We start from the raw sequence: 25,287 nt of genomic DNA on the forward strand, positions 1-25,287 counted from the left end.
ATGTCCAAGTACACCACCGAGGCTATTCGTTCCGTTGCACTGGTTGGTCACGGCTCCGCCGGCAAGACCAGCCTCGCCGAGGCATTGCTCTTTGCCACCGGCGCCATCCAGGCCAAGGGCACGATCGAGCGTGGCAGCACGGTCTGCGATTTTGATGTCCAGGAAAAGGAAGCCGGCCACTCCCTGAACTCGGCGATCGTCAATTTTGGCCATGAAGATCGCCACGTCCATCTGATCGATACACCGGGTTACCCTGACTTTGCCGGGCAGGCGGTTGCTGCGCTGGCCGGTGTCGATACGGCGCTGATCGTGGTCAATGCGCAGAGCGGTGTCGAGCTGATGACCGAGCGCATGATGCGTCACGCAGCCGAACGCAATCTGTGCCGGATGATCGTCATCAACAAGATCGATGCCGATAATCTCGACCTGCCCGGCCTGGTCGCCGACATTCGCGAACGTTTCGGCAAGCAGTGCATGTTGCTCGACCTGCCGACGCATGGTGCGGCCGAGGTCGTCGAAGTGCTCGAACACGCTGCCGGCGATGCCGATTTCGAGTCGGTTGCCGCCGCGCACCGCGCGCTGATCGACCAGATTGTCGAAGAAGATGAAGATCTGCTCGCCCAGTATCTGGAAGACGGTGCCGATCCGACGGCTGCCGCATTGCATGCCCCGTTCGAGAAGGCCCTGCGCGCCGGTCACCTGATTCCCATCCTCTTTGTTTCTGCCAAGACCGGTGCCGGCATCAAGGAGCTCCTGCATGTCCTGGCAAGCCTGGCACCGAGTCCGGCCGAAGGCAACCCGCCGCCGTTCTACAAGGGCGAGCCGGGCGACCGGACCGAGCCTTTCCAGGCCGAGCCGGATGCCGGCAAACATGTGCTGGCGCATGTTTTCAAGGTGGTGGCCGATCCCTACATGGGCAAGATCGGCATCTTCCGCGTGCACCAAGGCACGATTCGCAAGGATGCCCAGCTTTTTGTCGGCGACGGCAAGCGCCCGTTCAAGGTCGCCCACCTCTACCAGTTGCAGGGCAAGGACAGTGTCGAAGTTGATGAACTGGTCGCTGGCGACATCGGCGCCATTGCCAAGGTCGAGGAAATCGACTTCGACAGCGTGCTGCACGACTCGCACGATGAAGATCTCATTCACCTCGTGCCGCTCGAGTTCCCCAGGCCGATGGCCGGGCTGGCGGTCGAGACGAAGAAGAAGGGCGACGAGCAGCGTCTGTTCGACATTCTCAACAAGCTGGCCATGGAAGATCCGACCTTCATCGTCGAACGCCATCCGACCAGCAACGAAACGGTGATCCGCGGTCTCGGCGAAATCCATCTCAAGGCCAAGCTCGACAAGATGGCGGCGCAATTCAAGCTGGAAGTCGATACCAAGCCGCCGCGCATTCCTTATCGCGAAACCATCACCGGTGCTGCCGAAGGCATCCATCGCCACAAGAAGCAATCGGGCGGCGCCGGCCAGTTCGGTGAAGTGCATCTGCGCATCGAGCCGAAAGGCCGTGGCGAGGGTTTTGAATTCGTCGATGCGGTCAAGGGCGGCGTCATTCCCGGCGTCTTCATGGCGGCGGTCGAGAAGGGCGTGCGGCAAGGCTTGGAAGGCGGTGTCGTTGCCGGCTATACGGTCGACGACCTGAAAGTGACCGTTTTCGACGGCAAGACGCACGCCGTTGACGGCAAGGAGGTGGCTTTTGTCACCGCCGGCCGCAAGGCGGTCATCGAAGCGATCCGCGCCGCGAAGCCGATCGTGCTCGAGCCCATCGTCAATATCGAAATCGTCGTGCCGGAAACGGCAATCGGCGACCTGACCGGCGATCTCGCCGGCCGTCGCGGTCACATCACCGGTACCGACGGTCGCGGGCATGGCATGGCCGCGATCAGTGGCGAAGTGCCGCTGGCCGAACTCAACGACTACCAGTCGCGCCTGAAGTCGCTGACCGGCGGGCAGGGCAGCTACACCATCGAGTTCGCCCGCTATTCGGCGGTGCCGCCCAACGTGCAGCAGCAACTGGCAAGCAAGTTCCAGTTGCATGATGAAGATGAGTAAGCACTTTCGTTGCTGAATCAAAAAGGGGCTGATCAGCCCCTTTTTTCATGTGTCGCCAGCCTTGCCGCGGTTCAGCCGGCAGCGGTGTCGGTATTTTCTTCCGCCGGCCATTTGACGGTGGCGAGAAAGAGATAGCCGGCACCATAGACGGTCTTGATGAAGGCCGGACCGAGCGGGTCGGGTTCAAGCTTGCGGCGCAGGCGCGAAATGCGGACATCGATGCTGCGGTCGGTCGGTGCCAGATCGCGGGTGCCCATCAACTGTTCGCGTTGCAGGATGCGGTTCGGATGGCTGACAAAAACCTTGAGCAGTTCGGCTTCCGAGGTGCTGAGCAGAAGCTCCTCGCCATTGCTGGCGTGCAGCGTGTTATTGCCGAGGTTGAAACGCCAGTTGCCGAATTCGGCAATTTCCCGGGCTGGCGTGGCGGCGCCATGGCCGGTTTCCCGGCGCCGCAGGATGCTGCGCACGCGGGCGACCAGTTCGCGCGGCTCGAAGGGTTTCAGCACGTAGTCGTCGGCGCCCAGTTCAAGGCCCATGACGCGGTCGCTGACATGGGCGCGTCCGGTCAGGATGACGATGCCGCACGCCGACTGGGCGCGCACGCGCTGCATCACTTCGAGGCCGTCCATATCGGGCAGGCCGAGGTCGATGATGCACAGGTCGGGGGTCAGAGTGCGCAGGCGGCGCAGCAGATCGGCCGCACTGCGGCACCAGACGGTGCGGAAGGAAAAATCGCCGAGCACCTGTTCGATGATGCGGGCAACATCCGGGTCATCCTCGACAATGGCGATCAGTTTGCTCAAGTCGGCATCGGTCGCTGGTTTCATGCTTTGCCTCGATTCACGCGCTGCAGGGCGCGGGCCAGATCCTGCCGGACAAAGGGTTTGGCAAGCAGCGGCAGGTCGCTGGTGCCTTGATCGTCGTTTTCGTCGGCATAGCCACTCATCAGCAGGATCCTGATCGGGTGGCGATGTTGCCTGACCCATTCGGCCAATTGGCGACCATCGATGCCGCCGGGCATGATGATATCGCTGACGATGATGGCGATGTCGGGAATATGTTCGATCATTTCCAGCGCCTGGGCGCCGTTTTCGGCTTCGATCACCGGGTAGCCGAGATCGATCAGCTGTTGCCGGACGACGCGGCGGACATTCGGCTCATCCTCGACCAGCAGTACCAGTTCGCCGCCCAGCAACAGCGGCGCATCGTCGAGCGGCGCATCGCTGTCCTGTTCCGGCGCAGTCAGCGGCAGCACCATCAGCACGGTCGTGCCCTGGCCGGGCTGGCTCTGGATCAGCACGCCGCCGCCCGATTGCTTGGCAAAGCCATAAGCCATCGACAGGCCCAGGCCGCTGCCCAGTCCGAAGCGCTTGGTCGTGAAAAAGGGTTCAAAGACGCGAGCCAGGGTCGCCGCATCCATGCCGCTGCCGTTATCGACCACCTCGATCATGGCGTAGGCGCCAGGCGGAACGTCAAAGGCAGCAGCATCGGTCGACAACTCGACCGGGCGTGCCGCGATGTGCAGGCGACCGCCGGCCGGCATCGCGTCGCGCGCATTGAGGGCGAAATTGAGCAGGGCGCTTTCCAGTTGTCCCGGGTCGACCAGGGCGTGCAAGGCAGATGGCAGGTCGGTCGATACGGCAATCGACTCCGGCAGCGAACGGCGCACCAGTTTGGCCAGGCTGACGATCAGCTGGCCGATATCGACGGCTTGCGGCTCCAGCGGCTGTTGCCGCGAAAAGGTGAGCAGGCGCTTGATCAGCTGAACGCCGCGGCGGGCCGATTGCAGCGCCGGTTCGACGAATTCGTTCACTTCGCTGTCGCCCGGGCGATGATCCTGCAGGGCGGCGAGATTGCCGATGATGACGGTGAGCAGGTTGTTGAAGTCGTGCGCCAGGCCACCGGTCAACTGCCCGATAGCCTCCATTTTCTGGGCCTGGACGAGGGCGGCCTGCATGCGCTTCTGCTCGGTGATTTCGTGCGAGAAGACGAAGAAGCCGAGGGTTTCGCTTTCCGGGCCGACTTCCGGCACCAGCGTGCTGCGGGCAAAAACCGTCTGCCCCAGGCGGTCCATCTGGTATTCGTAGGTTACCTGCTGTCCGGCCAACGCCCGGCGTACCGAGTCGCGGACTTGGCCATAGACCTGTTCGCCGATCACTTCGCGTACCCCGCGGCCGGTGACGCCGCCTTCCGGGTGGCCGTACCAGTCGGAATAGCCCTTGTTGGCGTACTGGTAAACCTCGTTGGCGTCGACGTAACCGATCAGGATGGGAATGGTGTCGTTGATCAGGCGCAGGCGTTCCTCGCTGCGGCGCAGGGCGGCGGCGATGCGGGTGTTTTCGGTGTTGGCGCGGGTCAGGTTGGCGTTGGCATTTTCGAGCTGGGCGGTACGGCGCCGTACGCGTTCTTCGAGCTGGATATTCTGGTATTCGGCCAGGTTCTCGATGTAGCGCTGTTCGGTGACATCGCTGTACAAAGTGACGAAACCCTTGTCAGCGAGCGGCTCGCCGCGCAACAGCAAAACGCGACCGTTCGGGCGCTGGCGTTCGGTGACATGCGCCGCAAAGCTGCCGGCGGCGGCAATCCGTTCGGTAATCTGACTTTCGCTGTCGCCCGGGCCGTATTCGCCACGCGCGGCGTTGAAGCGGATGAAACTCTCGAAGGGGGCACCGACGTAAGCCATCGCGGCAGGGAAATCGAGCAGGCGCAGGAAGGGTTCGTTCCACGCCACCAGGCGCAGACCGGCATCGAACACGGTGAGGCCCTGGTCAAGCAAGTCGAGCCCGGCCTGCAGCATTTCGTAACGTTGTGCGGTGTCGGGAGGTGGCGCAGAAAGATTCATCAAGCGATTCTAGTGCAGGCCGGGAGCGGACTTCCGCGACGTAACGATTCGTTACATTCGACCAATAGTTTTGCAAGAGTGTTTTGCGATTCTTGCATAAAAACAAGATGCCCCAAAAAAGAGAACAGCACTTTCAATAGCATCGTGAGGAGATCGTTGTGGCTGCAAATCCGTATGCAGTTGGCCTGGAACAGAATCAGGCCAACTATGTTCCGCTTTCCCCGTTGAGTTTTCTTGAACGCTCGGCTTTCATTTATCCGAAGCGTATTTCCGTCATCCAGGGCGCGCGTCAGTACACCTGGAAGGAATCCTACGACCGTTGTCGCCAGCTTGCCTCGGCGCTGACCAATCGCGGTATCGGCAAGGGTGACACCGTGGCAGTGATGCTGCCCAATTCGGCGCCGATGTTCGAGTGCCATTTTGGCGTGCCGATGACCGGTGCCGTGCTCAATACCCTGAACACCCGTCTCGACGCCGAAGCCATCGCCTTCATGCTGACCCATGGCGAAGCCAAGGTGCTGATCACCGATCCGGAATTCTCCGCCATCGTCAAACCGGCCCTGGCCCTGCTCGAAGGTCCGAAGCCGCTGGTCATCGATACCCTCGATCCGGAGTTCACCGGTGGTGAAGCACTGGGTGAAAAGGACTACGAGGCTTTCCTGAACGAAGGCGAGCCCGACTTTGCCTGGCAACTGCCGGCAAGCGAGTGGGACGCCATCGCGCTCAACTACACCTCGGGCACGACCGGCAATCCGAAGGGGGTCGTTTACCACCATCGCGGTGCCTACCTGAATTCGGCGTCGAACATCATTTCCTGGGGCATGCCGCAACACGCGGTTTACCTGTGGACCTTGCCGATGTTCCATTGCAACGGCTGGTGCTTCCCGTGGACCATGGCGGCCAATGCCGGCACCAGCGTCTGCCTGCGCAAGATCGATCCGGCCCTGATCTTCGGTCTGATCAAGGAACACAAGGTCAGCCACATGTGCGGCGCGCCGATCGTGTACGGCATGATGATCAACGCCCCGGCCGAACTGAAGGAAGGCATCACCCACCAGGTCAATGGCCTGATCGCCGGTGCCGCGCCTCCCGCCGCCATCATCGAGGGCTGCGAGCAGATGGGTTTCAACATCACCCACGTCTATGGCCTGACCGAAACCTATGGTCCGGCTTCCGTGTGTGCCAAGCATCCGGAATGGGACAAGCTGCCGATCGACCTGCGCGCGGCGCGCAACGGCCGTCAGGGCGTGCGCTATCACATGCAGGAAGCGATTGCCGTGCTCGACCCGGTGTCGATGGAGCCGGTGCCATGGGATGGCGAAACCATGGGCGAGATCATGTTCCGCGGCAACCTGGTGATGAAGGGTTACCTGAAGAACGAGAAGGCGACGACCGAAGCCTTTGCCGGCGGCTGGTTCCACACTGGCGACCTGGCCGTGGTGCACAGCGACGGCTACGTCAAGATCAAGGATCGCTCGAAAGACATCATCATTTCCGGTGGCGAGAACATCTCCTCGCTGGAAGTCGAAGACGTGCTCTATCGCCATCCGGCGGTGGTGGCTGCGGCGGTTGTCGCCAAGCCCGACGAGAAGTGGGGCGAAGTCCCGGCAGCCTTCCTCGAATTGAAGGCCGGTGCAGTCTGCACCGAGGCCGAGATCATCGAGCATTGTCGTGCGCATCTGGCCCGTTTCAAGGTGCCGAAGCAGGTCGTGTTCGGCGAATTGCCGAAGACCTCCACCGGCAAGATCCAGAAATACGTCCTGCGCCAGCACGCCAACTCCGCGCTCGCCATCGAGTAATCCGTCTTCCCCCTGCCGCGCCACATAGGCGAGTGGCAGGGGGCTTTTTTGTCCGGAACAGGAATACCCATGAAAATTCTCGTCCCCGTAAAGCGGGTGGTTGATTACAACGTGAAGGTCCGCGTCAAGGCGGATGGTTCAGGCGTCGACCTGGCCAACGTCAAGATGAGCATGAACCCGTTTGACGAAATCGCGGTTGAAGAAGCGGTGCGTCTGAAGGAAGCCGGCATTGCGACGGAAGTGATCGCGGTGTCGTGTGGTGTGGCCGCCTGCCAGGAAACCCTGCGCACGGCGATGGCGATCGGTGCCGATCGCGGCATCCTGGTCGATTGCGGTGATGTCGACCTGCAGCCGCTGGCCGTGGCCAAGCTGTTGAAGGCACTGTGCGACAAGGAAGCGCCGGGCCTGGTCATCTGCGGCAAGCAGGCGATCGACGACGATGCCAATCAGACCGGCCAGATGCTCGCCGCACTCGCCGGCTGGCCGCAAGCCACCTTTGCCTCGAAGGTTGTCATTGCCGACGGCAAAGCCACGGTCACCCGTGAAATCGACGGCGGCCTGGAAACCCTGGCCATTTCCTTGCCTGCGGTGGTGTCGACCGATCTGCGCCTGAACGAGCCGCGCTACGCGACCCTGCCCAACATCATGAAAGCCAAGAAGAAGTCGCTCGACACCGTCAAGCCGGCCGACCTCGGCGTCGATGTCGCCCCGCGCCTGAGCACGCTGAAAGTGGCCGAACCGGCCAAGCGCAGCGCCGGCGTGATGGTCGCCGATGTCGCCGAACTGGTGAACAAACTCAAGAACGAAGCCAAGGTAATCGCGTGAGCTACCAAGCAGGGGCCCCGCGTGCGGGGATGCGCGTAAAGCGAATCGCGATACGCCGCCGAACCCCTGGTCTTCAATCAAGCACTGGCCGCACTGAGGCGGCCTGAGGAAGAATCGAATGCCAATATTAGTTATCGCTGAACACGACCAGCAAAGCCTGAAGGCGGCCACCCTGAACACCGTCGCCGCTGCCGCCAAGATCGGTGGCGACATCCACGTGCTGGTCGCCGGCAGCAATTGTGCCGCCGCCGCGCAGCAAGCCGCCGGCCTGCAAGGCGTCGCCAAGGTCAAGGTCGCCGATGCCGCGCAATACGCCAGCCAGACGGCCGAGAACCTGACTGCGCTGGTCATCGCCAACGCCGCCGGCTACAGCCATATCCTGGCGCCGGCCACGACCTTCGGCAAGAACCTGCTGCCGCGCGTCGCCGCGCTGCTCGACGTTGCCCAGATCTCGGAAATCACCGGCGTCGAAGCCGCTGACACCTTCGTGCGCCCGATCTACGCCGGCAACGCGCTGGCCACGGTAAAGAGCGCCGATGCGGTCAAGGTGATCACCGTGCGTACCACCGCCTTCGACGCCGTCAACGCCGGAAACAATGCCGAAATTGAAAGCATCGCTGCTGCCGCCGATACCAACCAGACGCAACTGACCCACCGCGAACTGACCAAGTCGGAACGCCCGGAACTCGGCGCCGCCAAGATCATCGTCTCCGGCGGGCGTGGCCTGGGCAGCGGCGAGAACTATCACCAGCTGCTCGAGCCGCTTGCTGACAAGCTCGGCGCTGCGCTCGGTGCCTCCCGCGCCGCGGTCGATGCCGGCTTCGTACCGAACGACTATCAAGTCGGCCAGACCGGCAAGATCGTCGCGCCGCAGCTCTACATCGCGGTCGGCATCTCGGGTGCGATCCAGCACCTGGCCGGCATGAAGGATTCGAAGGTGATCGTTGCGATCAACAAGGATCCGGATGCGCCGATCTTCCAGGTCGCCGATTACGGCCTGGTCGGTGACCTGTTTGAAGTTGTGCCGCAACTGGCGGCTGCTGTTTAAACCAATAAATATCCAGGAGATAAACCCATGAGTATCTATACCGCCCCGCTGCGCGACATGCAGTTCGTCCTCAATGAAGTCGCCGGTCTCGAAGAGATCTGTGCGCTGCCCGGCAACGAGGAATGCTCGGTCGAACTGGTCGAGTCCATTCTCGACGAAGCCAGCAAGTTCGCCACCGGCGTGCTCGACCCGATCAACCGCGTCGGCGACCGTACCGGTCACGTCTGCAAGGATGGCGTCGTGACCACGGCGCCCGGCTTCAAGGAAGCCTACAAGCTGTTTATCGAAACCGGCTGGAACTCGATGCCTTTCTCGCCCGAGTTCGGCGGTCAGGGTCTGCCGGCTGTCGTCTCGATGGCGGTCAACGAAATGTGGAAGGGCGCCAACATGGCCTTCGGCCTGTGCCCGATGCTGACCGGCGGCGCCATTGAAGCGATCGCCCACCACGCCTCCGAAGAACTGAAGCAGAAGTACCTGCACAAGATGGTCGAAGGTACCTGGACCGGTACCATGAACCTGACCGAGCCGGCTGCCGGCTCCGATCTGGCGGCCATTTCCACCAAGGCCAAGCCGGCTGGCGATGGCAGCTTCCTGGTCACCGGCACCAAGATCTTCATCACCTGGGGCGAGCATGACGTCGCCGAGAACATCATTCACCTCGTGCTGGCCCGCCTGCCGGATGCGCCGCCGGGACTGAAGGGCATCTCGCTGTTCATCGTGCCGAAGTTCCTGGTTAACGAAGACGGCTCGCTCGGCAAGCGCAACGACCTGATCTGTTCCTCGATCGAGCACAAGCTCGGCATCCACGGCAGCCCGACCGCCGTCATGTCCTATGGCGACAACGAAGGCGCCGTCGGCTACCTGGTCGGCGAAGAGAACAAGGGTATCGGCTACATGTTCACGATGATGAACCATGCTCGCGTCAATGTCGGCCTCGAAGGCGTCGGCATCGCCGAGCGCGCCTACCAGCATGCGCTGTGGTACGCCCGTGAGCGCGTCCAGGGCAAGATCATCGGCGACAAGTCGGCCGACAAGAAGACCATCCTGCATCACCCGGATGTGCGTCGCTTGCTGATGGAATGCAAGGCCCGTACCGAAGCCATGCGCACGCTGGCTTACTACGCCGCCGCCAATATCGACAAGGCCCACGCCGGCGATGCCGCCGCCCAGTCGCGCGTCGATCTGCTGACGCCGGTCGTCAAGGGCTGGAGCACGGAGCAGGGCGTCGAGCTGTCGTCGACCGCGCTGCAGGTGTTCGGTGGTGTCGGTTTCGTCGAAGAAACCGGTGCCGCGCAGTACTACCGCGATTCGCGCATCACCACCATCTACGAAGGTACGACGGCCATTCAGGCCAACGACCTGGTCGGTCGCAAGCTGGCCCGCGAAAAGGTGCCGGGTGCAGCGATGAAGACCTTGATTGCCGAAATGTCGGCAACGGTTGAAGAAATCGCAGGTGATGCACAGTTGGCCGGCATTGCCGCCAATCTGAAAAACGGCATTGCAGCACTGTCGACCGCTACCGACTGGATCATCGCCAACTACGAGAGCGCCCCGGCCGCCGTGCATGCCGGTTCCGTGCCCTTCCTGAAGCTGACCGGCATTGTCGTCGGCGGCTGGCTGATGGCCAAGTCGGCCGCGATTGCCGTCAAGCACATTGCTGCCGGCAGCACGGATGACTTCTACAAGGCCAAGCTGGCCACGGCGACTTACTTTGCCGCGCACCAGCTGCCGTTCGCCGCCGCTTACTCGGCCGAAATGACCGGTGGCAGCGACTCGGTCTTCGCCCTGCCGGAAAACCTGTTCTAAGAAACTGCTTCACCTCGCCCCGTCCGCAGCAGCGGTCGGGGCGGTGGTGGCGACAAGCAAGGAGAAAGCATGCGCACTGATCGCGATGCAATGGAATACGACGTCGTGATTGTTGGTGGCGGCCCCTCCGGGCTGTCGTCGGCGATCCGCATCAAACAGTTGGCCGAGCAGGCCGGCAAGGAAGTCTCGGTCTGTCTGCTGGAGAAAGGTTCCGAGATTGGCGCCCACATTCTGTCCGGCGCCGTGCTCGAACCGCATGCGCTGGCCGAACTCTTCCCGGACTGGCAGGAACGCGGTGCGCCGCTCAACACGCCGGCCGGTGAAGATCGCCTGCTGTTCCTGACCGAAAGCGGTTCGTACAAGCTGCCGACGCCGCCGCAGATGGGCAATCACGGCAACTACATCATCAGCCTCGGCAACCTCGCCCGCTGGCTCGGTGAACAGGCGGAAGCGCTTGGCGTCGAGATCTATCCTGGCTTCGCCGCCGCCGAAGTGCTCTACCACGAGGATGGCTCGGTCAAGGGCGTCGCCACCGGCGATCTCGGCATCGGCAAGGATGGCCAGCCCGGCCACAATTTCCAGCCGGGCATGGAACTGCACGCCAAGCAAACCATCTTCGCCGAAGGCTGCCGCGGTTCGCTGACCAAGACGTTGTTCGAAAAATTCAGTCTGCGCGATGGCGTCGATCCGCAAACCTACGGCATCGGCATCAAGGAACTGTGGGAAGTCGATCCGGCGAAACACCAACCGGGGCTGATCGTGCACTCGGTAGGCTGGCCGCTGACCTCGGACACTTACGGCGGCTCCTTCCTCTATCACCTGGAAAACAACCTGGTCGCCATCGGCATGGTGGTCGGTCTCGACTACAAGAATCCGTGGCTGTCGCCCTACGAGGAATTCCAGCGCTACAAGACGCATCCGGCGATCCGCGGCTTCTTCGAAGGTGGCCGCCGGATTTCCTACGGCGCCCGTGCGCTGTCGGAAGGCGGCTTCCAGTCGGTGCCGAAACTGAGCTTCCCGGGCGGTCTGCTGATCGGCGATACCGCCGGCTTCCTCAACGTGCCGAAGATCAAGGGCACGCACATGGCGATGAAGTCGGGCATGGTCGCGGCCGAAGCCGTCTTCGAACATCTCGGCAAGGAAAATGCCGGCAGCGAAGCCACGGAATATTCGGAGCTGATCAAGAAGTCGTGGCTGTGGGACGAGCTCTACAAGGTGCGCAACATCCGTCCGGCCTTCAAGTGGGGCCTGTTCGGCGCGCTCGCCTATGGCGCCGTCGATACTTTCCTGTTTGGCGGCAAGGCACCGTGGACGCTGCATCACCACGACGACCACACGCAGCTCGCCGACAAGAACAGCCAGCCGAAGATCGTCTATCCGAAGCCGGACGGTCAACTCACTTTTGACCGCCTTTCTTCGGTCTTCCTCTCGGCCACCAACCACGAGGAAAACCAGCAGTGCCATCTGCGCCTGAAGGATGAAAGCGTCGCGATCAGCGTCAATTACGCCAAGTACGGTTCGCCGGAAACGCGTTATTGCCCGGCCGGCGTCTATGAAATCCTCGGCGAGGATGAAGGCAAGCCGCGCCTGCAGATCAACGGGCAGAACTGCCTGCACTGCAAGACCTGCGACATCAAGGACCCGACCCAGAACATCAACTGGACGGTGCCGGAAGGTGGCGGCGGGCCGAACTACCCGAACATGTAAATGTGATCTGGACTGGCGGGCGACCTTTCGCGCATTGAGGCGACCCGGCAGCCAGATGAAATACGAACGCGAGAACAGCACTCAGCATCGTTTCAACCACTTATGTTCCCTGGAGGGGTCATGTCACAAAATACTATCCAGACAAAGATTCGGGCCAACCCGAAATTTGCCGAACTTGTCGGCAAGCGCACCCGCTTCGCCATCATTCTGTCGCTTATCGTGCTGGTGCCTTACTACACCTTCATGTTCCTCGTCTCCACCCAGCCGCAATTGTTTGCGAGCAAGCTGGCTGAAGGCGGCGTCATGACCATTGGTTGGCCGATTGCTGCACTGATCATCGTTGGCGGCTGGCTGCTGACCGGTGTTTACGTCAACCGTGCCAACGGCGAGTTCGACAGCATTACCGAAGAAGTGCTCAAGGAGGCCCGCAAATGAAGCGCTCCCTTATCGCACTGATCGCCGGCAGCCTGCTGGCGGTCTCTTTTACCGTCTTTGCTGCCGGCGGCGCCATCGAAGGTGTCGAAAAGCAGCCGATCAACGTCAGCGCCATCGCCATGTTCATGATCTTCGTGCTGGCCACGCTCGGCATCACCAAGTGGGCGGCCGGCAAGACCAAGACAACGGCTGACTTCTACACGGCTGGCGGCGGCATCACCGGCTTCCAGAATGGCCTGGCTATTGCCGGTGACTACATGTCGGCGGCGACCCTGCTCGGTATTACCTCGATGGTCTACTTCAAGGGCTACGACGGTTTTGTTTATGCCGTCTGCTTCTTCGTTGGCTGGCCGATCATCCTGTTCATGATGGCGGAACGCCTGCGTAATCTCGGCAAGTTCACCTTTGCCGATATCGCCTCCTACCGCCTCGACCAGAACCGCATCCGCACTTTCGCGGCCATCGGTTCGCTGACTGTCGTCTGCTTCTACCTGATCGTCCAGATGGTCGGTGCCGGCCAGTTGATCCAGCTGCTCTTCGGTCTGGAGTACAACTATGCCGTGGTGGTGGTTGGCCTGCTCATGATGGTGTACGTCACCTTCGGCGGCATGACGGCAACGACCTGGGTGCAGATCATCAAGGCCTGCCTGCTGCTCGGCGGCGGTATCACGCTGATGCTGCTGACCTTGTCGCAATTTGGCTGGTCGCTGGACAACCTGTTCTCGAAGGCTATTGAATCGCACAAGCTGGGCGAAAAGATGATGGCGCCGGGTTCGCTCATGGCTGATCCGGTCTCTGCCTTCTCACTGTCGCTTGGCCTGCTTTTCGGTACTGCCGGCCTGCCGCACATCATGATGCGCTTCTTCACCGTGCCGAACGCCAAGGAAGCCCGCAAGTCGGTGTTCTACGCGACCGGCTTCATCGGCCTGTTCTTCCTCGTCACCATCATTCTCGGTGCCGGGGCGATCACCATCGTCGGTACCAATGGGGCCTTCTTCGAAGGCGGCCAGGTCGGTGGCAAGCTGATCGGCGGCAACAACATGCCGGTCATGCACCTGGCCAAGGCCGTCGGCGGTGACATCTTCCTCGGCTTCCTGTCGGCTGTCGCCTTCGCCACCATCCTGGCCGTTGTGTCCGGTCTGGCCCTGGCTGGCGCCTCGGCGATCTCGCATGACTTGTATGCCCGCGTGATCAAGAAGGGTACGGCGACCAGTGCGCAGGAAATGAAGGTCACCCGCTTTGCTTCCGTTGGCCTGGGTCTCACCGCCATCGCGCTCGGCATCGCCTTCAAGGATCAGAACGTGCTGTTCCTCGTCGCGCTCGCCTTCGGCGTCGCCTCGTCGGTCAACTTCCCGGTCCTCATCCTGTCCATGTACTGGAAGGGTCTGACCACCCGTGGCGCGCTGTGGGGCGGTATTGCCGGCCTGGTGTCGTCGGTTGGTCTGGTTGTCCTGTCGCCGACCGTGTGGGTCAAGATTCTCGGCAACAAGGCCGCGATCTTCCCGTACGACCACCCGGCCATCGTTTCGATGACGCTCGCCTTCTTTGTCACCTGGCTGCTGTCGGTTACCGACAAGAGCGTGCGTGCCAACAAGGAGAAGGAAGCCTACGAAGAGCAGTACATCCGTGCCCAGACCGGTCTTGGCGCTTCGGCCGCATCGGATCACTAAGCCACTCTGCGGGTAAGACTTCGGAGAACAGCAATCCGTTGTCTTTATCCTTTCGGGAGCCTTCGGGCTCCCTTTTTTTTTGTCTACGGTGGACTGCTTGATTTGCATCAAATTCACAAAAGTAACATTAGTGTAAAATACGCTGAGCAATAAGCCGCGAAAAAGGCAACCCCGGTGCGAAAGCCCGGGGGCGCAAAGCCACCTGTCTAACGTCTCGCCGAGACCATGAAAGAGGGGCTGCCGTAGCAGGAGTGCTTTGGCATCTTCGCGAACCGATCATCCGTTGTGAAGGTGTCCCATGAGTCTCCCGGCCAACAAAGCCAGCGTTTACAGCACCCTGTTGTTCGGCATCACGCTGGTCGTGACCCTGCCGCTGATCTATTTCACCAATCCCTGGTTCATCCGCGAACTGCTGCCCGCCCTTGGCTTGTCCGAACAGGCCGGCACGACGATAGGCATCGGCTTGATCCTGATTTCGGTCTATTTCGGGCAGCAGATTCTGTCCTTCGTGATCTTTCGTGACGGCTCGGCCGGTCAGGCCAGACGCGAGGCGGCCTTGAACGAGCGGATGCGCCTGGTCGAGCAGGCCGAGGCCGATGTGCGCCGCCAGTTGCAGGCGATGCCGGCGCAGCTCTCTCATGCCCACGCGCGCCTGGCCGACGTGGTGACGGTGGCCGATGCTGCTGCGCAGCGCCTGGGCAGCCAGTTGGCAAGCATCGATGCCAGTCTGGGCGAGATGGATCAGGTGGTGACGGCCTCGCTCGATGCCGCCACCGATGATGCAAGCCTGTCCGAAGACTCGGCCCGCAACAATGGCGAGTTGATCGCCGCCATGCACGGTTACGTCAAGGAACGGATTGCCGACAATGCGGCGAGTCACAACAAGATCCAGCGCGTTGTTGCCGAAACGCGTGCTCTCAACGAGATCACCGGGCTGATTTCCAACATCTCCAAACAGACCCGCCTGCTCGCCCTGAATGCCGCTATCGAGGCGGCGCGGGCGGGCGATGCCGGGCGCGGCTTCTCGGTGGTGGCCGACGAAGTCAGCAAGCTGTCGGGCGACACCGACAAGGCTGTCGAAAAGATTTCGGCCGGCATTTTCCGGGTCGCCGATTCGATCGAGAGCGAATTCTCTTCGCGCCTTGCGACCGAGCAGGCGGCCAAGGAACAGCTCGTGCTCGAACGTTTCGCCGGTCAGTTGAGCGGTCTCGGGCAAAGCTACAGCGAGCTGGTGGCGGCGCAGCGCGCAATGGCCGGGCGTATCCATGCGGCAACCGGGATGCTCGCCGGCAACTGTGCCGAGGCGTTGAATGGCATCGGCTTTGCGGCAACGATCAAGGGCGAGGTCGGCACGGTCGAGACGCTGTTGCATGACCTGGCGGCTCAGGTCGGACAGCTGGCCGCGAGCTCAGCCGAGCGCCCGGTGCCGGGCCATGCCTATGGCGCAAGGGCCGAGGCTAGCAGTTTTCCGGGCAAACTGGCCCTGCGCGCCGCCTGATTTCAGCCGGCTCGTTTGGCCGCGGCGCAGATGGCGTCAGCGAATCGCGCGCTGAGTGCGACCGGAAAGTCGTGCCCCATGCCGGCGATGATACGCAGTTCGGCGCCGGGTATGCCGGCTGCCACGTCTTCGCCGCAGGCCGCCGGAATCAGCTGGTCGGCAGCGCCGTGCAGGACGACGCAGGGCACCTTGATGCTTTGCAGCAGCGAGCGGCGGTCGCCGCTGGCGATGATCGCGGCGAGCTGGCGGCCGACGCCGCGCGGGTCGAAGTTGCGGTCGAATTCATTTTCGAACATTTTTTGCAGTTGACCGCGTGGCGTCGGAAAGTCCGGGCTTTCCAGCGTCGCGTAGCGGGCAATGCTGTCGGCAACGATGCTGTCGCGGTCGCGCACCCTGGGCAGCGGGGCGAACAGCGCCGCGGCAGCGGCCGGCGTCGGGGGCGGCAGGGCCGGGTTGCCGCTGCTCGACATGATGCTGGTCAGCGACAGCACGCGTTGCGGGTAACGCGCCGCGGCGATCTGCGCGATGGCGCCGCCCATCGACGCACCGACCAGATGCGCCCGCTCGATGGCGAGTGCGTCGAGCAGGCCGATGCAGTCGGCTGCCATGTCATCGAGCGTGTACGGCACGGCAACCGGCTCGCCGCGCTGCAGGGCGCGCAGGTCGGGTACCGGCTGCTCGCTGAAATGCGTCGATAGTCCGCAGTCGCGGTTGTCGAAGCGGATGACGCGGTAGCCGCGATCGACCAGCAATTCGCACAGCGCGCCATGCCAGCGCGTCATCTGGCCGCCCAGACCCATGACGAGCAGCACGGCGGGGGCGGTCGACGGTCCGAAACTCTCGAATTCCAGCGTGATGCCGTTGGCCGTGAGCTGGCTCATGCGCTGGCGATCAGCGGCGGCTCGAACAGCGAGCGGATGCTGACGCTGCGGATCGCCGGGTTGTCCGGGATCGCATACAGAATGTCGGCCATCATTTCCTCGAAGATGCCGCGCAGGCTGCGCGCCCCGGCCTTGTATTCGATCGCCAGTTCGGCGATCTGCTCGAAGACGAGCGGCGCGATTTCCAGCGAGACGCCGTCGGCCTGCAGCATGGCGGTGAACTGCTTGGCGATGGCGTTTTTCGGTTCGGTCATGATGCGCACCAGCATTTCCTGCGACAGGTCCTGCAGACGGGTGACGATCGGCAGACGGCCGGCGAATTCCGGGATCAGGCCGAACTCGAGCAGGTCGGTCGGCTTGATGCGGGCATTCAGGCGCTCGAGGATGTTGCGGTCGTCGTCGCCCGAGGTCGAGATGAAGCCGAAGCTGTGCGTCTTGGTCAGGATCTTGTCGAGGCCGACGAAGGCGCCGCCGCAGATGAACAGGATGTGCGTGGTATCGATGTGACGGCCGTCGCGCAGGCGCACCGGTGCGCCTTCCATGATCTTGAGCAGGGCATGCTGGACGCTCTCGCCCGACGTGGCGCGCGCGTCGCCGCCGGCCGCCTTGAGCTTGTCGACCTCATCGACGAAGACAATGCCGCGCTGGGCGCGTTCGAGATCGTCACCGGCGCGGTCGAGCAGGCGGTGCAGGATGGCTTCGATCTCGTCGCCGACGAACTGCGTCTGGGCGAGCGAGGTGGCATCGGCGGTGACGAAGGGCACGTCGAGGATGCGCGCCAGGGTTTCGCAGAGCAGGGTCTTGCCGGTGCCGGTCGGGCCGATCAGCAGGATGTTGCTTTTGCTCAGTTCGACGCTGTCGACCGTGTTGGCCGCCATGCGGCGAAAGTGGGCGTAGATGGCGACGGCCAGTGTCTTCTTGGCGGCGTCCTGGCCGACCACGTGCTCGGAGAGCCGCTGGAAGATTTCGCTGGGTTTGAGCAGGGTGGGCATCACAGCCTCCGGGGATTGCCGAAGGCTGTGATGCTAGTCGTGTCAGCCCTTTTCGGGAAGCACGATATTGACTTCGAGGACCTCGTAGCGGTCCTGCTTTTCCAGCGAGACGCGGATGTCGTCGGGATTGACCTTGACGTACTTGGAGATCACGGCGATCAGTTCGCGCTGCAGGTCGGGCAGGAAATTGGCGCTGCTGCCGCCGCCATCGCGTTCGTGCGCGATGATCAGTTGCAGGCGTTCCTTTGCCAGGTGGGCGGTTTTCGGCTGGTTGCCGAAGAGTTTCTGGAGCCAGGACATGTCACTTGCCTCCGAACAGGCGCTTCAACAGGCCCGGCTTGACGTAATCGACGAAGCGCAGCGGCTTGTCTTCACCGAGGAAGCGGGTAATCACGTCGTGATAGGCCTCGGCCGCATCGGTTTCCTTCTGGTGGATGACCGGCGAGCCCTGGTTGGAGGCCTGCAGGACTTCTTCCGATTCCGGGATGACGCCGATGATGGGCACCCGCAGGATTTCCTGGATGTCCTTGTACGACAGCATTTCGCCGGCTTCGACGCGGCTCGGGTTGTAGCGGGTGATCAGCAGGTGTTCCTTGACCGGCTCGCGGCCTTCGACGGCGCGCCGCGACTTGGCTTGCAGGATGCCGAGGATGCGGTCCGAGTCGCGCACCGAGGAGACTTCCGGATTGGTCACGACGAGTGCTTCGTCGGCGAAGGTCAGGGCCATCACGGCGCCCGATTCGATACCGGCCGGCGAGTCGCAGACGATGTAGTCGAAGCCCTGGTGTTCCAGTTCCTTGATGACCTTCTCGACGCCTTCTTCGGAAAGAGCATCCTTGTCGCGCGTCTGCGAGGCGGGCAGCACGTAGAGGTTGTCACAGTGCTTGTCCTTGATCAGGGCCTGGGTCAGCGTCGCTTCGCCGTTGATGACATTGATCAGGTCATAGACGACGCGGCGTTCGCAACCCATGATCAGGTCGAGATTGCGCAGGCCGACGTCGAAGTCGATGACGGCGGTCTTGAAGCCGCGCATCGCGAGGCCGGTGGAGAAGCTGGCGCTGGTGGTGGTCTTGCCGACCCCGCCCTTGCCGGAAGTTACGACGACGATTCTGGTCACGGTGATTTCTCGCTGGATGATGTTGGAATGATTTTAACGCAGCGCCAGGGGCGCGATGTTGAGGCGGGCCTGGCCGGCTTCTTCGAGCAGGCTGACGGTGGCCGGCAGGCGCGCCATGTCGGCCGGCACGCCGGCCTCGAAAGTGCGATACAGGCCGGCGACCGACACCAGTTCGGCCTCCAGGCTGGTGGTGAAGATGCGCGCGTTCTTGTCGCCGCTGGCGCCGGCCAGGGCGCGGCCGCGCAACGGCGCATAGACGTGGATGTTGCCGTCGGCGATCACTTCGGCGCCGGCGCTGACCATGGCGGTGACGATCAGGTCGCAGCCCTTGGCGTAGAAGCGCTGGCCGGAGCGCAGCGGCTTGTCGAGGGTGATCGTGCGCGGCGCCGGTTCGGGCGCGGGCGCCGGGGCGGCAACGGCTTGCGGCTGGGCAACCGGTTCGGGAGCCGGCGCAGGCGCTGCTGCGGGTTCGGCGACAGGGGCCGTTTTGGCGCGCGGCGGTCGGCTCAGCGCACTGTCGGCGAGGGCGGGCAGGCCGGCATTGGCGGCTTCGGCCGCCAGCGTTTCGGGCAGGCCGTGGGTCGCCACCGCATGCAGGCCGGAGCCGCGCAGCAATTCGCGGATGGCCTTCCAGTCGGCGCTCTCGGCCAGGTTCTCGGCGCTGCTGAAATCGAGGACGGCCAGTTCGTTCTCGAAGAAGTCCGGACTGTTGCCGGTCAGTTCGCCCAGCGCCGCGTGCAGGGCAGCGAGGTCGGTCGTCCGGAGAAGGGTCTGGATGATCTTGAGCGAGGTGCCCTTGAACTGGATCGGTGCGTCTTTTGCCATGCCTGCTGCGTGTCTTGCGAAAGGGTGTGGATTATCCCACAGGCGGGCTGCGGCGAAATGAAATCCGCTGCTTTTCCGGCGTCGACCGGTGGCCGGAAAAATGCCGCAAAAAGCCCTGTCGGCGGGCTTTACATCGACTTCCGCTGAGCGGATAGTTGACTGATTGAAGTCGTTCCTGATTGGCATGAACAAGATATTCGTATGGTTTGCTTCGGCGCGCCCCCTGCGCTGGCGTTTCGTCCTCGGGCTGGTCATTGTTTTCGTGTTGATCGGCAGCCTGTCCAACGTCTTTTTCGAATATTCGACCGGTCGCATCGTCGACCATCTGGGCCGTGGTTTTGCGGAGCGCCAGGCGCAGTTCGACCGCGAGCGCATCCTGTCGCCCCTGCTCACCGAAATCGCGCTGGCCCGCAAGCTGGCCGACTCGCCGCTGCTGAAAAAATGGGCGGTCGCTGAAAACGATCCGACACTCAAGCGCGCCGCCTTGGACGAGCTGGAAAGCTATCGCACCCACTTTCGCGACGGCAGCTATTTTTTCATTCCGGTGCAGTCCGGCAACTACTACACCAACGACAAGGCCAATCGTTACCCGGATGGCCTGGTCAGCCAGGTGGTGAAAGCCGGGCTGGAGGAATACTCCTGGTTCTTCGCCGCGATTCGCAGCCCGGACGCCCTGCAGCTCAACGTCGATGCGAATCCGGTGCTCGCTTCGACCAAGGTCTGGATCAATGTCCAGGTTCGCGTTGACGGCGAAGTGGTGGCGATGGCCGGAACCGGCATCGAGCTCGACGAGTTTACGCGCGCCGTTGCCGCTTCGGCAACGCCCGGCGTCTACGGCATCCTGCTCGATGCGCAGGGCGCGATCCAGGTGCATCCGGATGCGGCGCTGATCGATTTCAATTCGCGCGCCAAACGCGCCGAGGAAAGACACACGATCTTCGACCTGCTCGCCGATGACGGCGAGCGGCAGCGCCTGCGCCAGAGCCTGGCACGTGTGGTCGCCGGCACACATGCCGTCGAGGTCGAACAACTGACCGTCAATGGCAAGCCGGAACTGGTGGCGATGAGCTATCTGAAGGAAATCGGCTGGGTCAATCTGGCGGTGGTCGATACGACGCAACTGGTCAACCGTGGCGAATTCTCGACGCTGGGCTTGCTGGTCGGCGCCGCCATGTTGCTCACCATCCTGGTCGTGCTGGTGCTGCTCGAGCGCATGGTGATCCGGCCGTTGCGCCAGCTCGTTTCCGGAACGCGGGCGATTGCCGGCGGCAATTACAAGGTGCGGGTGGCGGCTGCCGGTTCGGCCGAATTCGATGAACTGGCCGGCAATTTCAACCGCATGGCGGAAACGGTCAGCGATTACACCGGCCACCTTGAACGCCGCGTTGCCGAAAGAACCAGCGAACTGGCCGGCACCAACCATGCCCTGCTGCTCGCCCGCGATGCCGCCGAGTCCGCGAACAAGGCAAAAAGCGAATTCCTCGCCAACATGAGCCACGAAATCCGGACGCCGATGAACGGCGTGATCGGCATGACCTCGCTGCTGCTCGATACCGAACTCGATGAAGAACAGCGCGAGTACGCCAATGTCGTCAACAGCAGCGCCGGCTCGCTGCTCGGCGTGATTAACGACATTCTCGATTTTTCCAAGGTCGAGGCCGGCAAGCTCGACATCGAGGTGATCAACTTCGACTTGCGGGCGCTGGTCGATGACGTGATGTCCATCGTCGCCTATCGTGCGGTCGAGAAAAACCTGCAGCTGGCCGCGCTGGTCGGGCCGGATGTGCCATCCTTGCTCAAGGGCGATCCGGGCCGCTTGCGCCAGATCCTGACCAACCTGCTCGGCAATGCGATCAAGTTCACCACGCAGGGCGAGGTCAGTCTGCAGATCAGTCAGCTCGCCATCGACGATGCCGGCGTGACGCTGCATTGCGAGATCCGCGATAGCGGCATCGGCATTGCTCCCGAGCAGCTCGAACGCCTGTTCAAACCGTTCAGCCAGGCCGACGCCTCGACCACCCGGCGTTTTGGCGGCAGCGGTCTGGGTCTGGCCATTTCGCAACGCCTGGTCGAATTGATGCATGGCCAGATCGGTGTCGATAGCGCGCCGGGCAAGGGTTCGACCTTCTGGTTCGAACTGCGCCTGGCACGCCAGCCGAAAGGCGCCGGCAACGATTATCAGCCGGCGCGTGACCTGGTCGGGCGGCGCGTGCTGGTCGTCGACGACAACGCGACCAACCGGCGCGTGCTGCAGTTGCAGCTCGAAGACAACGGTTGCGATGCGGTCTTTGCCGAGAGCAGTGCCGCCGGTCTGGCTGCCATGCGCGCCGCGCAGGCGGCCGGTGCCGCCTTTGATGTCGCGATCATCGATCTGCAGATGCCCGAGGTCGACGGCCTGTCGATGGCCCGCCACATCCGCGCCGATCCGCTGCTCGCGGCAACGCCGCTGATGATGCTGACCTCCCTGACCAGCCGCGGCGATGCCCGCCTGACGCAGGAAGCCGGTTTCGATGCCTACCTGACCAAGCCGGTGAAAAAGGCGCTGCTCGAACGCGGCCTGCGTCAGTTGCTGGGCAAGCCGGAGCAGGCCGGGGCGCCGTCCGAACTGATCACCCGGCATTCGCTGGCCGAGTCGGTACGCCAGGGGCGCATCCTGCTGGTCGAGGACAATCCGGTCAACCGCCAACTCGCGCTGAAACTGCTCGAACGCATGGGCATGCAGGTCGAGGTGGCGGAGAACGGGCAGCAGGCCCTCGATAGCCTGGCCAGGAGCCGCTTCGACCTGGTCCTGATGGACTGTCAGATGCCGGTCATGGATGGCTTTGCGGCGGTGGCGGCAATTCGTTCGGGCAGCGTGCCGGGCGTTGATGCCGCGGTTCCGGTGATCGCGATGACCGCCGGGGCGCTCGACAGCGACCGTGAGGCTGCGCTGGCGGCCGGCATGGACGATTACCTGGCCAAGCCGATCGATGTCCAGGCTTTCAGCGCCTGCCTGCAACGCTGGCTGGCGCTGCAGTAGCCGGCCGTTCAAAGTAAAATTACGCCTTTGCTGACCGGTAACGCCAGTTGCCCGTCATGATCAATCCTTTGCCGGAACCCTTGCCATGCTCGAGAAGCTTTCCTCATTCGCCGGAGTCCCCGGCCCGGTCGTCATCATCGTCATGGACGGCTACGGCCTGCCCAAGACCGAGGCGGGCAGCGCCATTGCCGCCGCCCGCAAGCCGGTGCTCGACCGCCTGTTCGCGGCTTACCCGAACATCCGCCTGCGCGCGCACGGCACCGCGGTCGGCATGCCGTCCGACGACGACATGGGCAATTCCGAAGTCGGCCACAACGCCATCGGCGCCGGTCAGGTTTACAGCCAGGGCGCGGCGCTGGTCGCCAATGCCATTGCCGACGGCGCCCTCTGGCAGGGCGAGGCCTGGCAGCAGATCGTCGCCGGCGCCAAAGCAGGTCGCGGTGTAATCCATTTTCTCGGCCTGTTCTCCGACGGCAACGTGCACAGCCATATCGATCACCTCAAGGCCATGGTCGTCCAGGCCAGGGCCGAAGGCGTGCCGACCGTGCGTATCCATGTCCTGCTCGACGGTCGCGACGTGCCGGAAACCAGTGCGCTGGAATACGTCGTGCCTTTCGAGGCCTTCCTCAAGGAAGTCAGCGTTGATGGCTTCGACGCCCGCATCGCGTCCGGCGGTGGCCGCCAGAACATCACCATGGACCGTTACGACGCCAACTGGCCGATGGTCGAAGCCGGCTGGAAGACGCATGTGCTCGGTCTCGGCCAGCAGTTCCCGGATGCGGTCGCAGCGGTCAACGGCCTGCGCGAGCAGAATCCCGGCACCATCGACCAGGATCTGCCGCCCTTCGTGATTGCCGATCAGGGGCAGGCGATCGGCAGCATCGAGGATGGCGACTCGGTCGTCTTCTTCAATTTCCGCGGCGACCGCGCCATCGAGATCACGCGCGCCTTCGAGGAAGCGGTTTTCGACAAATTCGACCGGGTCCGCGCCCCGAAAGTCACCTACGCCGGCATGCTGCAGTACGACGGCGACCTTAAGCTGCCCGCCCGCTTCCTGGTTGCGCCGCCGGCGATCAAGGACACCACCGGCGAATGGTTTAGCAAGGCCGGCATCGCCCAGTTCGCCTGCTCGGAAACGCAGAAATTCGGCCACGTCACCTATTTCTGGAACGGCAACCGCTCCGGCAAATTCGACGGCGAAACCTGGCTGGAAGTGCCGAGCGACGTCGTTCCCTTCGAGCAGCGGCCGTGGATGAAGGCCGCCGAAATCGCCGACGCGATGATCGCGGCCTTGAAGAGCGGCCAGTACAAGACCCTGCGCTGCAATTTCGCCAATGGCGACATGGTCGGTCATACCGGCAATTTCCGCGCCGCGACGATGGCGGTCGAAGCGGTCGACCTCGCGCTCGGCCGCATTTTGCCGGTCATTGATGCCATGGGCGGCGTTGCGCTGATCACCGCCGACCACGGCAATGCCGACGAGATGTACGAACTCGACAAGAAGACCAAGGCGCCGGCGCAGAATGCCGACGGCAGCTTCAAGGCGAAGACGGCGCACACGCTGAACCCGGTGCCGCTGATCCTTTACGACAACGTCAGCGGCGGCAAGCTGGCCCTCAAGCAGACCGAAAAGGCCGGCCTGTCGAACATCGCGGCGACCGTCGCCAATCTGCTCGGGCTGGAAAAGCATGCGGCCTGGGACGAGAGTCTGCTGGAAGTGCGCTGATTGGCGCTTTGCCGACACGCCGGGGCGTCGGGCCGCAAGGCCGGCGCCTTTTTTCATGCGGCGCCCGCTTTTGCCGGGTTGGTAACGGTTGACCGGCATTTTTACCCGTTTTCCGGCGTCGACCGCTGGCGCGCTGAACAGCAAGGGAAGCAGCATGTTCTACCCGACTGAATCGATGCGTCACGTTCTGCTGCACCCGGCCGGCTTCGCGCTGCAGGTGCTGCGCGGTTTCGGGCGCAACCAGGGGCTGCTGCTGGCCGGCGCGATCGCCTATTACGCGCTGCTCTCGGTGGTGCCGCTGCTCATCCTGTCGGTAATGGCGCTGTCCAGCCTGGTCGAGCAGGCAAGCTTGCTCGACACCGTCGGTCGCTACCTCGAATGGCTGGTGCCCAGCCAGTCGCAGGCGGTGCTCGCCGATGTCCGGGGCTTTCTCACCAACGGGCTGGGCCTCGGGGTCGTGCTGCTCGGCACGATGCTGTTCTTCAGTTCGCTCGCCTTCTCGGTGCTGGAAAAGGCGCTGGCGGTGATCTTCGAGCACCGGGGTTGCGACGACAAGCGGCACTTCCTGGTCTCGGCCGTGCTGCCTTACTGCTTCGTCGTGCTGCTCGGTATTGGCCTGCTGCTGCTCACCTTCGCGTCGGTCGCGTTGCAGACGCTGGCCCGCGAAAGCATCCATTTTCTTGGTCACGACTGGTCGCTGCGCGGTATCTCCGGCGGCCTGCTCTACCTGTTCGGCTTTGCCATCGAAACCCTGGTCATGACCACGCTCTACCTGGTCATCCCGGTCGGTCGCCTGCGCCTCAGCCACGCCTTGATCGGCGGCGTCACGGCGGCGGCACTCTGGGAAATCCTGCGCCACATCCTGATCTGGTATTTCACGACCCTGTCGAAAGTCAGCGTCGTCTATGGCTCGCTGAGCACGGCTGTGGTTGCGCTGTTCAGCATGGAACTCGCTGCCACTGTCTTCCTGCTCGGCGCGCAGGTCATCGCCGAATACGAGCGGCTGGACGAAAAACCGCCTGCCGCAGCGGTCGACCGCTAGGAA

At 62.9% G+C, this 25,287-nt stretch carries 19 protein-coding genes and 1 riboswitch; of the genes, 12 read left to right on the forward strand and 7 right to left on the reverse strand.

The window, feature by feature from the left end:
* The gene (gene fusA / locus KIG99_RS11080) at positions 1–2,052 is read left to right on the forward strand and encodes an elongation factor G (RefSeq protein WP_226460220.1); all 2,052 of its coding nucleotides are present in this window, start codon (positions 1–3) and stop codon (positions 2,050–2,052) included.
* A 71-nt stretch (positions 2,053–2,123) separates the two neighbouring features.
* Here the strand turns inward: fusA and KIG99_RS11085 are convergent, their stop codons facing one another.
* Positions 2,124–2,879 carry a response regulator gene (locus KIG99_RS11085; protein ID WP_226460221.1) on the reverse strand — a complete coding sequence of 252 codons (756 nt, stop codon included), beginning with the start codon at positions 2,877–2,879 and terminating at the stop codon, positions 2,124–2,126.
* The gene (locus tag KIG99_RS11090) at positions 2,876–4,894 is read right to left on the reverse strand and encodes a PAS-domain containing protein (protein WP_226460222.1); all 2,019 of its coding nucleotides are present in this window, start codon (positions 4,892–4,894) and stop codon (positions 2,876–2,878) included. The genes KIG99_RS11085 and KIG99_RS11090 overlap by 4 nt, the downstream gene beginning before the upstream one ends.
* Positions 4,895–5,052: 158 nt before the next feature.
* Here KIG99_RS11090 and KIG99_RS11095 point away from each other — a divergent pair, with 158 nt between their 5' ends.
* The 8 genes from KIG99_RS11095 (at position 5,053) to KIG99_RS11130 (ending at position 15,682) form a co-directional block, all read left to right on the forward strand.
* A complete protein-coding gene (locus KIG99_RS11095) occupies positions 5,053–6,693 on the forward strand; it encodes an acyl-CoA synthetase (RefSeq protein ID WP_226460223.1) in 1,641 nt (546 codons plus the stop codon).
* A gap of 69 nt (positions 6,694–6,762) precedes the next feature.
* On the forward strand, positions 6,763–7,518 hold the full coding sequence (locus KIG99_RS11100; protein WP_226460224.1) for an electron transfer flavoprotein subunit beta/FixA family protein: 756 nt from the start codon (positions 6,763–6,765) through the stop codon (positions 7,516–7,518).
* 118 nt (positions 7,519–7,636) lie between these two features.
* Positions 7,637–8,566, forward strand: coding sequence for an electron transfer flavoprotein subunit alpha/FixB family protein (locus KIG99_RS11105; protein ID WP_226460225.1), 930 nt, complete (start codon positions 7,637–7,639; stop codon positions 8,564–8,566).
* Between the two features lie 27 nt (positions 8,567–8,593).
* Positions 8,594–10,372, forward strand: coding sequence for an acyl-CoA dehydrogenase C-terminal domain-containing protein (locus tag KIG99_RS11110; protein WP_226460226.1), 1,779 nt, complete (start codon positions 8,594–8,596; stop codon positions 10,370–10,372).
* 69 nt (positions 10,373–10,441) lie between these two features.
* Positions 10,442–12,079, forward strand: a complete 1,638-nt coding sequence (locus KIG99_RS11115) for an electron transfer flavoprotein-ubiquinone oxidoreductase (protein WP_226460227.1) — start codon at positions 10,442–10,444, stop codon at positions 12,077–12,079.
* A 120-nt stretch (positions 12,080–12,199) separates the two neighbouring features.
* The gene (locus tag KIG99_RS11120) at positions 12,200–12,514 is read left to right on the forward strand and encodes a DUF485 domain-containing protein (protein WP_226460228.1); all 315 of its coding nucleotides are present in this window, start codon (positions 12,200–12,202) and stop codon (positions 12,512–12,514) included.
* On the forward strand, positions 12,511–14,184 hold the full coding sequence (locus KIG99_RS11125) for a cation acetate symporter (RefSeq protein WP_226460229.1): 1,674 nt from the start codon (positions 12,511–12,513) through the stop codon (positions 14,182–14,184). The genes KIG99_RS11120 and KIG99_RS11125 overlap by 4 nt, the downstream gene beginning before the upstream one ends.
* 154 nt (positions 14,185–14,338) lie before the next feature.
* Positions 14,339–14,429, forward strand: a riboswitch (cyclic di-GMP riboswitch).
* A 53-nt stretch (positions 14,430–14,482) separates the two neighbouring features.
* Positions 14,483–15,682, forward strand: coding sequence for a methyl-accepting chemotaxis protein (locus KIG99_RS11130; RefSeq protein WP_226460230.1), 1,200 nt, complete (start codon positions 14,483–14,485; stop codon positions 15,680–15,682).
* A gap of 2 nt (positions 15,683–15,684) precedes the next feature.
* On the opposite strand, the gene KIG99_RS11135 is transcribed toward KIG99_RS11130, so the two are convergent.
* Genes KIG99_RS11135 through minC form a run of 5 tightly spaced genes read right to left on the reverse strand, consistent with a single transcriptional unit; the run spans position 15,685 to position 19,497 of the window.
* Positions 15,685–16,563 carry an alpha/beta fold hydrolase gene (locus KIG99_RS11135; RefSeq protein WP_226460231.1) on the reverse strand — a complete coding sequence of 293 codons (879 nt, stop codon included), beginning with the start codon at positions 16,561–16,563 and terminating at the stop codon, positions 15,685–15,687.
* A complete protein-coding gene (gene clpX, locus KIG99_RS11140; RefSeq protein WP_226460232.1) occupies positions 16,560–17,555 on the reverse strand; it encodes an ATP-dependent Clp protease ATP-binding subunit ClpX in 996 nt (331 codons plus the stop codon). Before clpX ends, KIG99_RS11135 begins: the two co-directional genes overlap by 4 nt.
* Before the next feature lie 42 nt (positions 17,556–17,597).
* Positions 17,598–17,855, reverse strand: a complete 258-nt coding sequence (gene minE / locus KIG99_RS11145) for a cell division topological specificity factor MinE (RefSeq protein ID WP_226441999.1) — start codon at positions 17,853–17,855, stop codon at positions 17,598–17,600.
* A 1-nt stretch (position 17,856) separates the two neighbouring features.
* Positions 17,857–18,672, reverse strand: coding sequence for a septum site-determining protein MinD (gene minD, locus KIG99_RS11150; protein WP_226460233.1), 816 nt, complete (start codon positions 18,670–18,672; stop codon positions 17,857–17,859).
* Positions 18,673–18,705: 33 nt separating this feature from the next.
* Positions 18,706–19,497, reverse strand: a complete 792-nt coding sequence (minC, locus tag KIG99_RS11155; RefSeq protein WP_226460234.1) for a septum site-determining protein MinC — start codon at positions 19,495–19,497, stop codon at positions 18,706–18,708.
* A 184-nt stretch (positions 19,498–19,681) separates the two neighbouring features.
* Between minC and KIG99_RS11160 the strand changes: the two genes are divergently transcribed.
* The 3 genes from KIG99_RS11160 (at position 19,682) to KIG99_RS11170 (ending at position 25,284) form a co-directional block, all read left to right on the forward strand.
* Positions 19,682–22,516 carry a response regulator gene (locus KIG99_RS11160; RefSeq protein ID WP_226460235.1) on the forward strand — a complete coding sequence of 945 codons (2,835 nt, stop codon included), beginning with the start codon at positions 19,682–19,684 and terminating at the stop codon, positions 22,514–22,516.
* 85 nt (positions 22,517–22,601) lie between these two features.
* Positions 22,602–24,242 carry a 2,3-bisphosphoglycerate-independent phosphoglycerate mutase gene (gene gpmI / locus KIG99_RS11165; protein WP_226460236.1) on the forward strand — a complete coding sequence of 547 codons (1,641 nt, stop codon included), beginning with the start codon at positions 22,602–22,604 and terminating at the stop codon, positions 24,240–24,242.
* Between the two features lie 154 nt (positions 24,243–24,396).
* Positions 24,397–25,284: a YihY/virulence factor BrkB family protein gene (locus tag KIG99_RS11170; protein WP_226460237.1), complete on the forward strand. Its 888-nt coding sequence runs from the start codon at positions 24,397–24,399 to the stop codon at positions 25,282–25,284.
* Positions 25,285–25,287: the final 3 nt, after the last annotated feature.

It is taken from the genome of Quatrionicoccus australiensis (assembly GCF_020510425.1).
GTDB lineage: Bacteria > Pseudomonadota > Gammaproteobacteria > Burkholderiales > Rhodocyclaceae > Azonexus > Azonexus australiensis_A.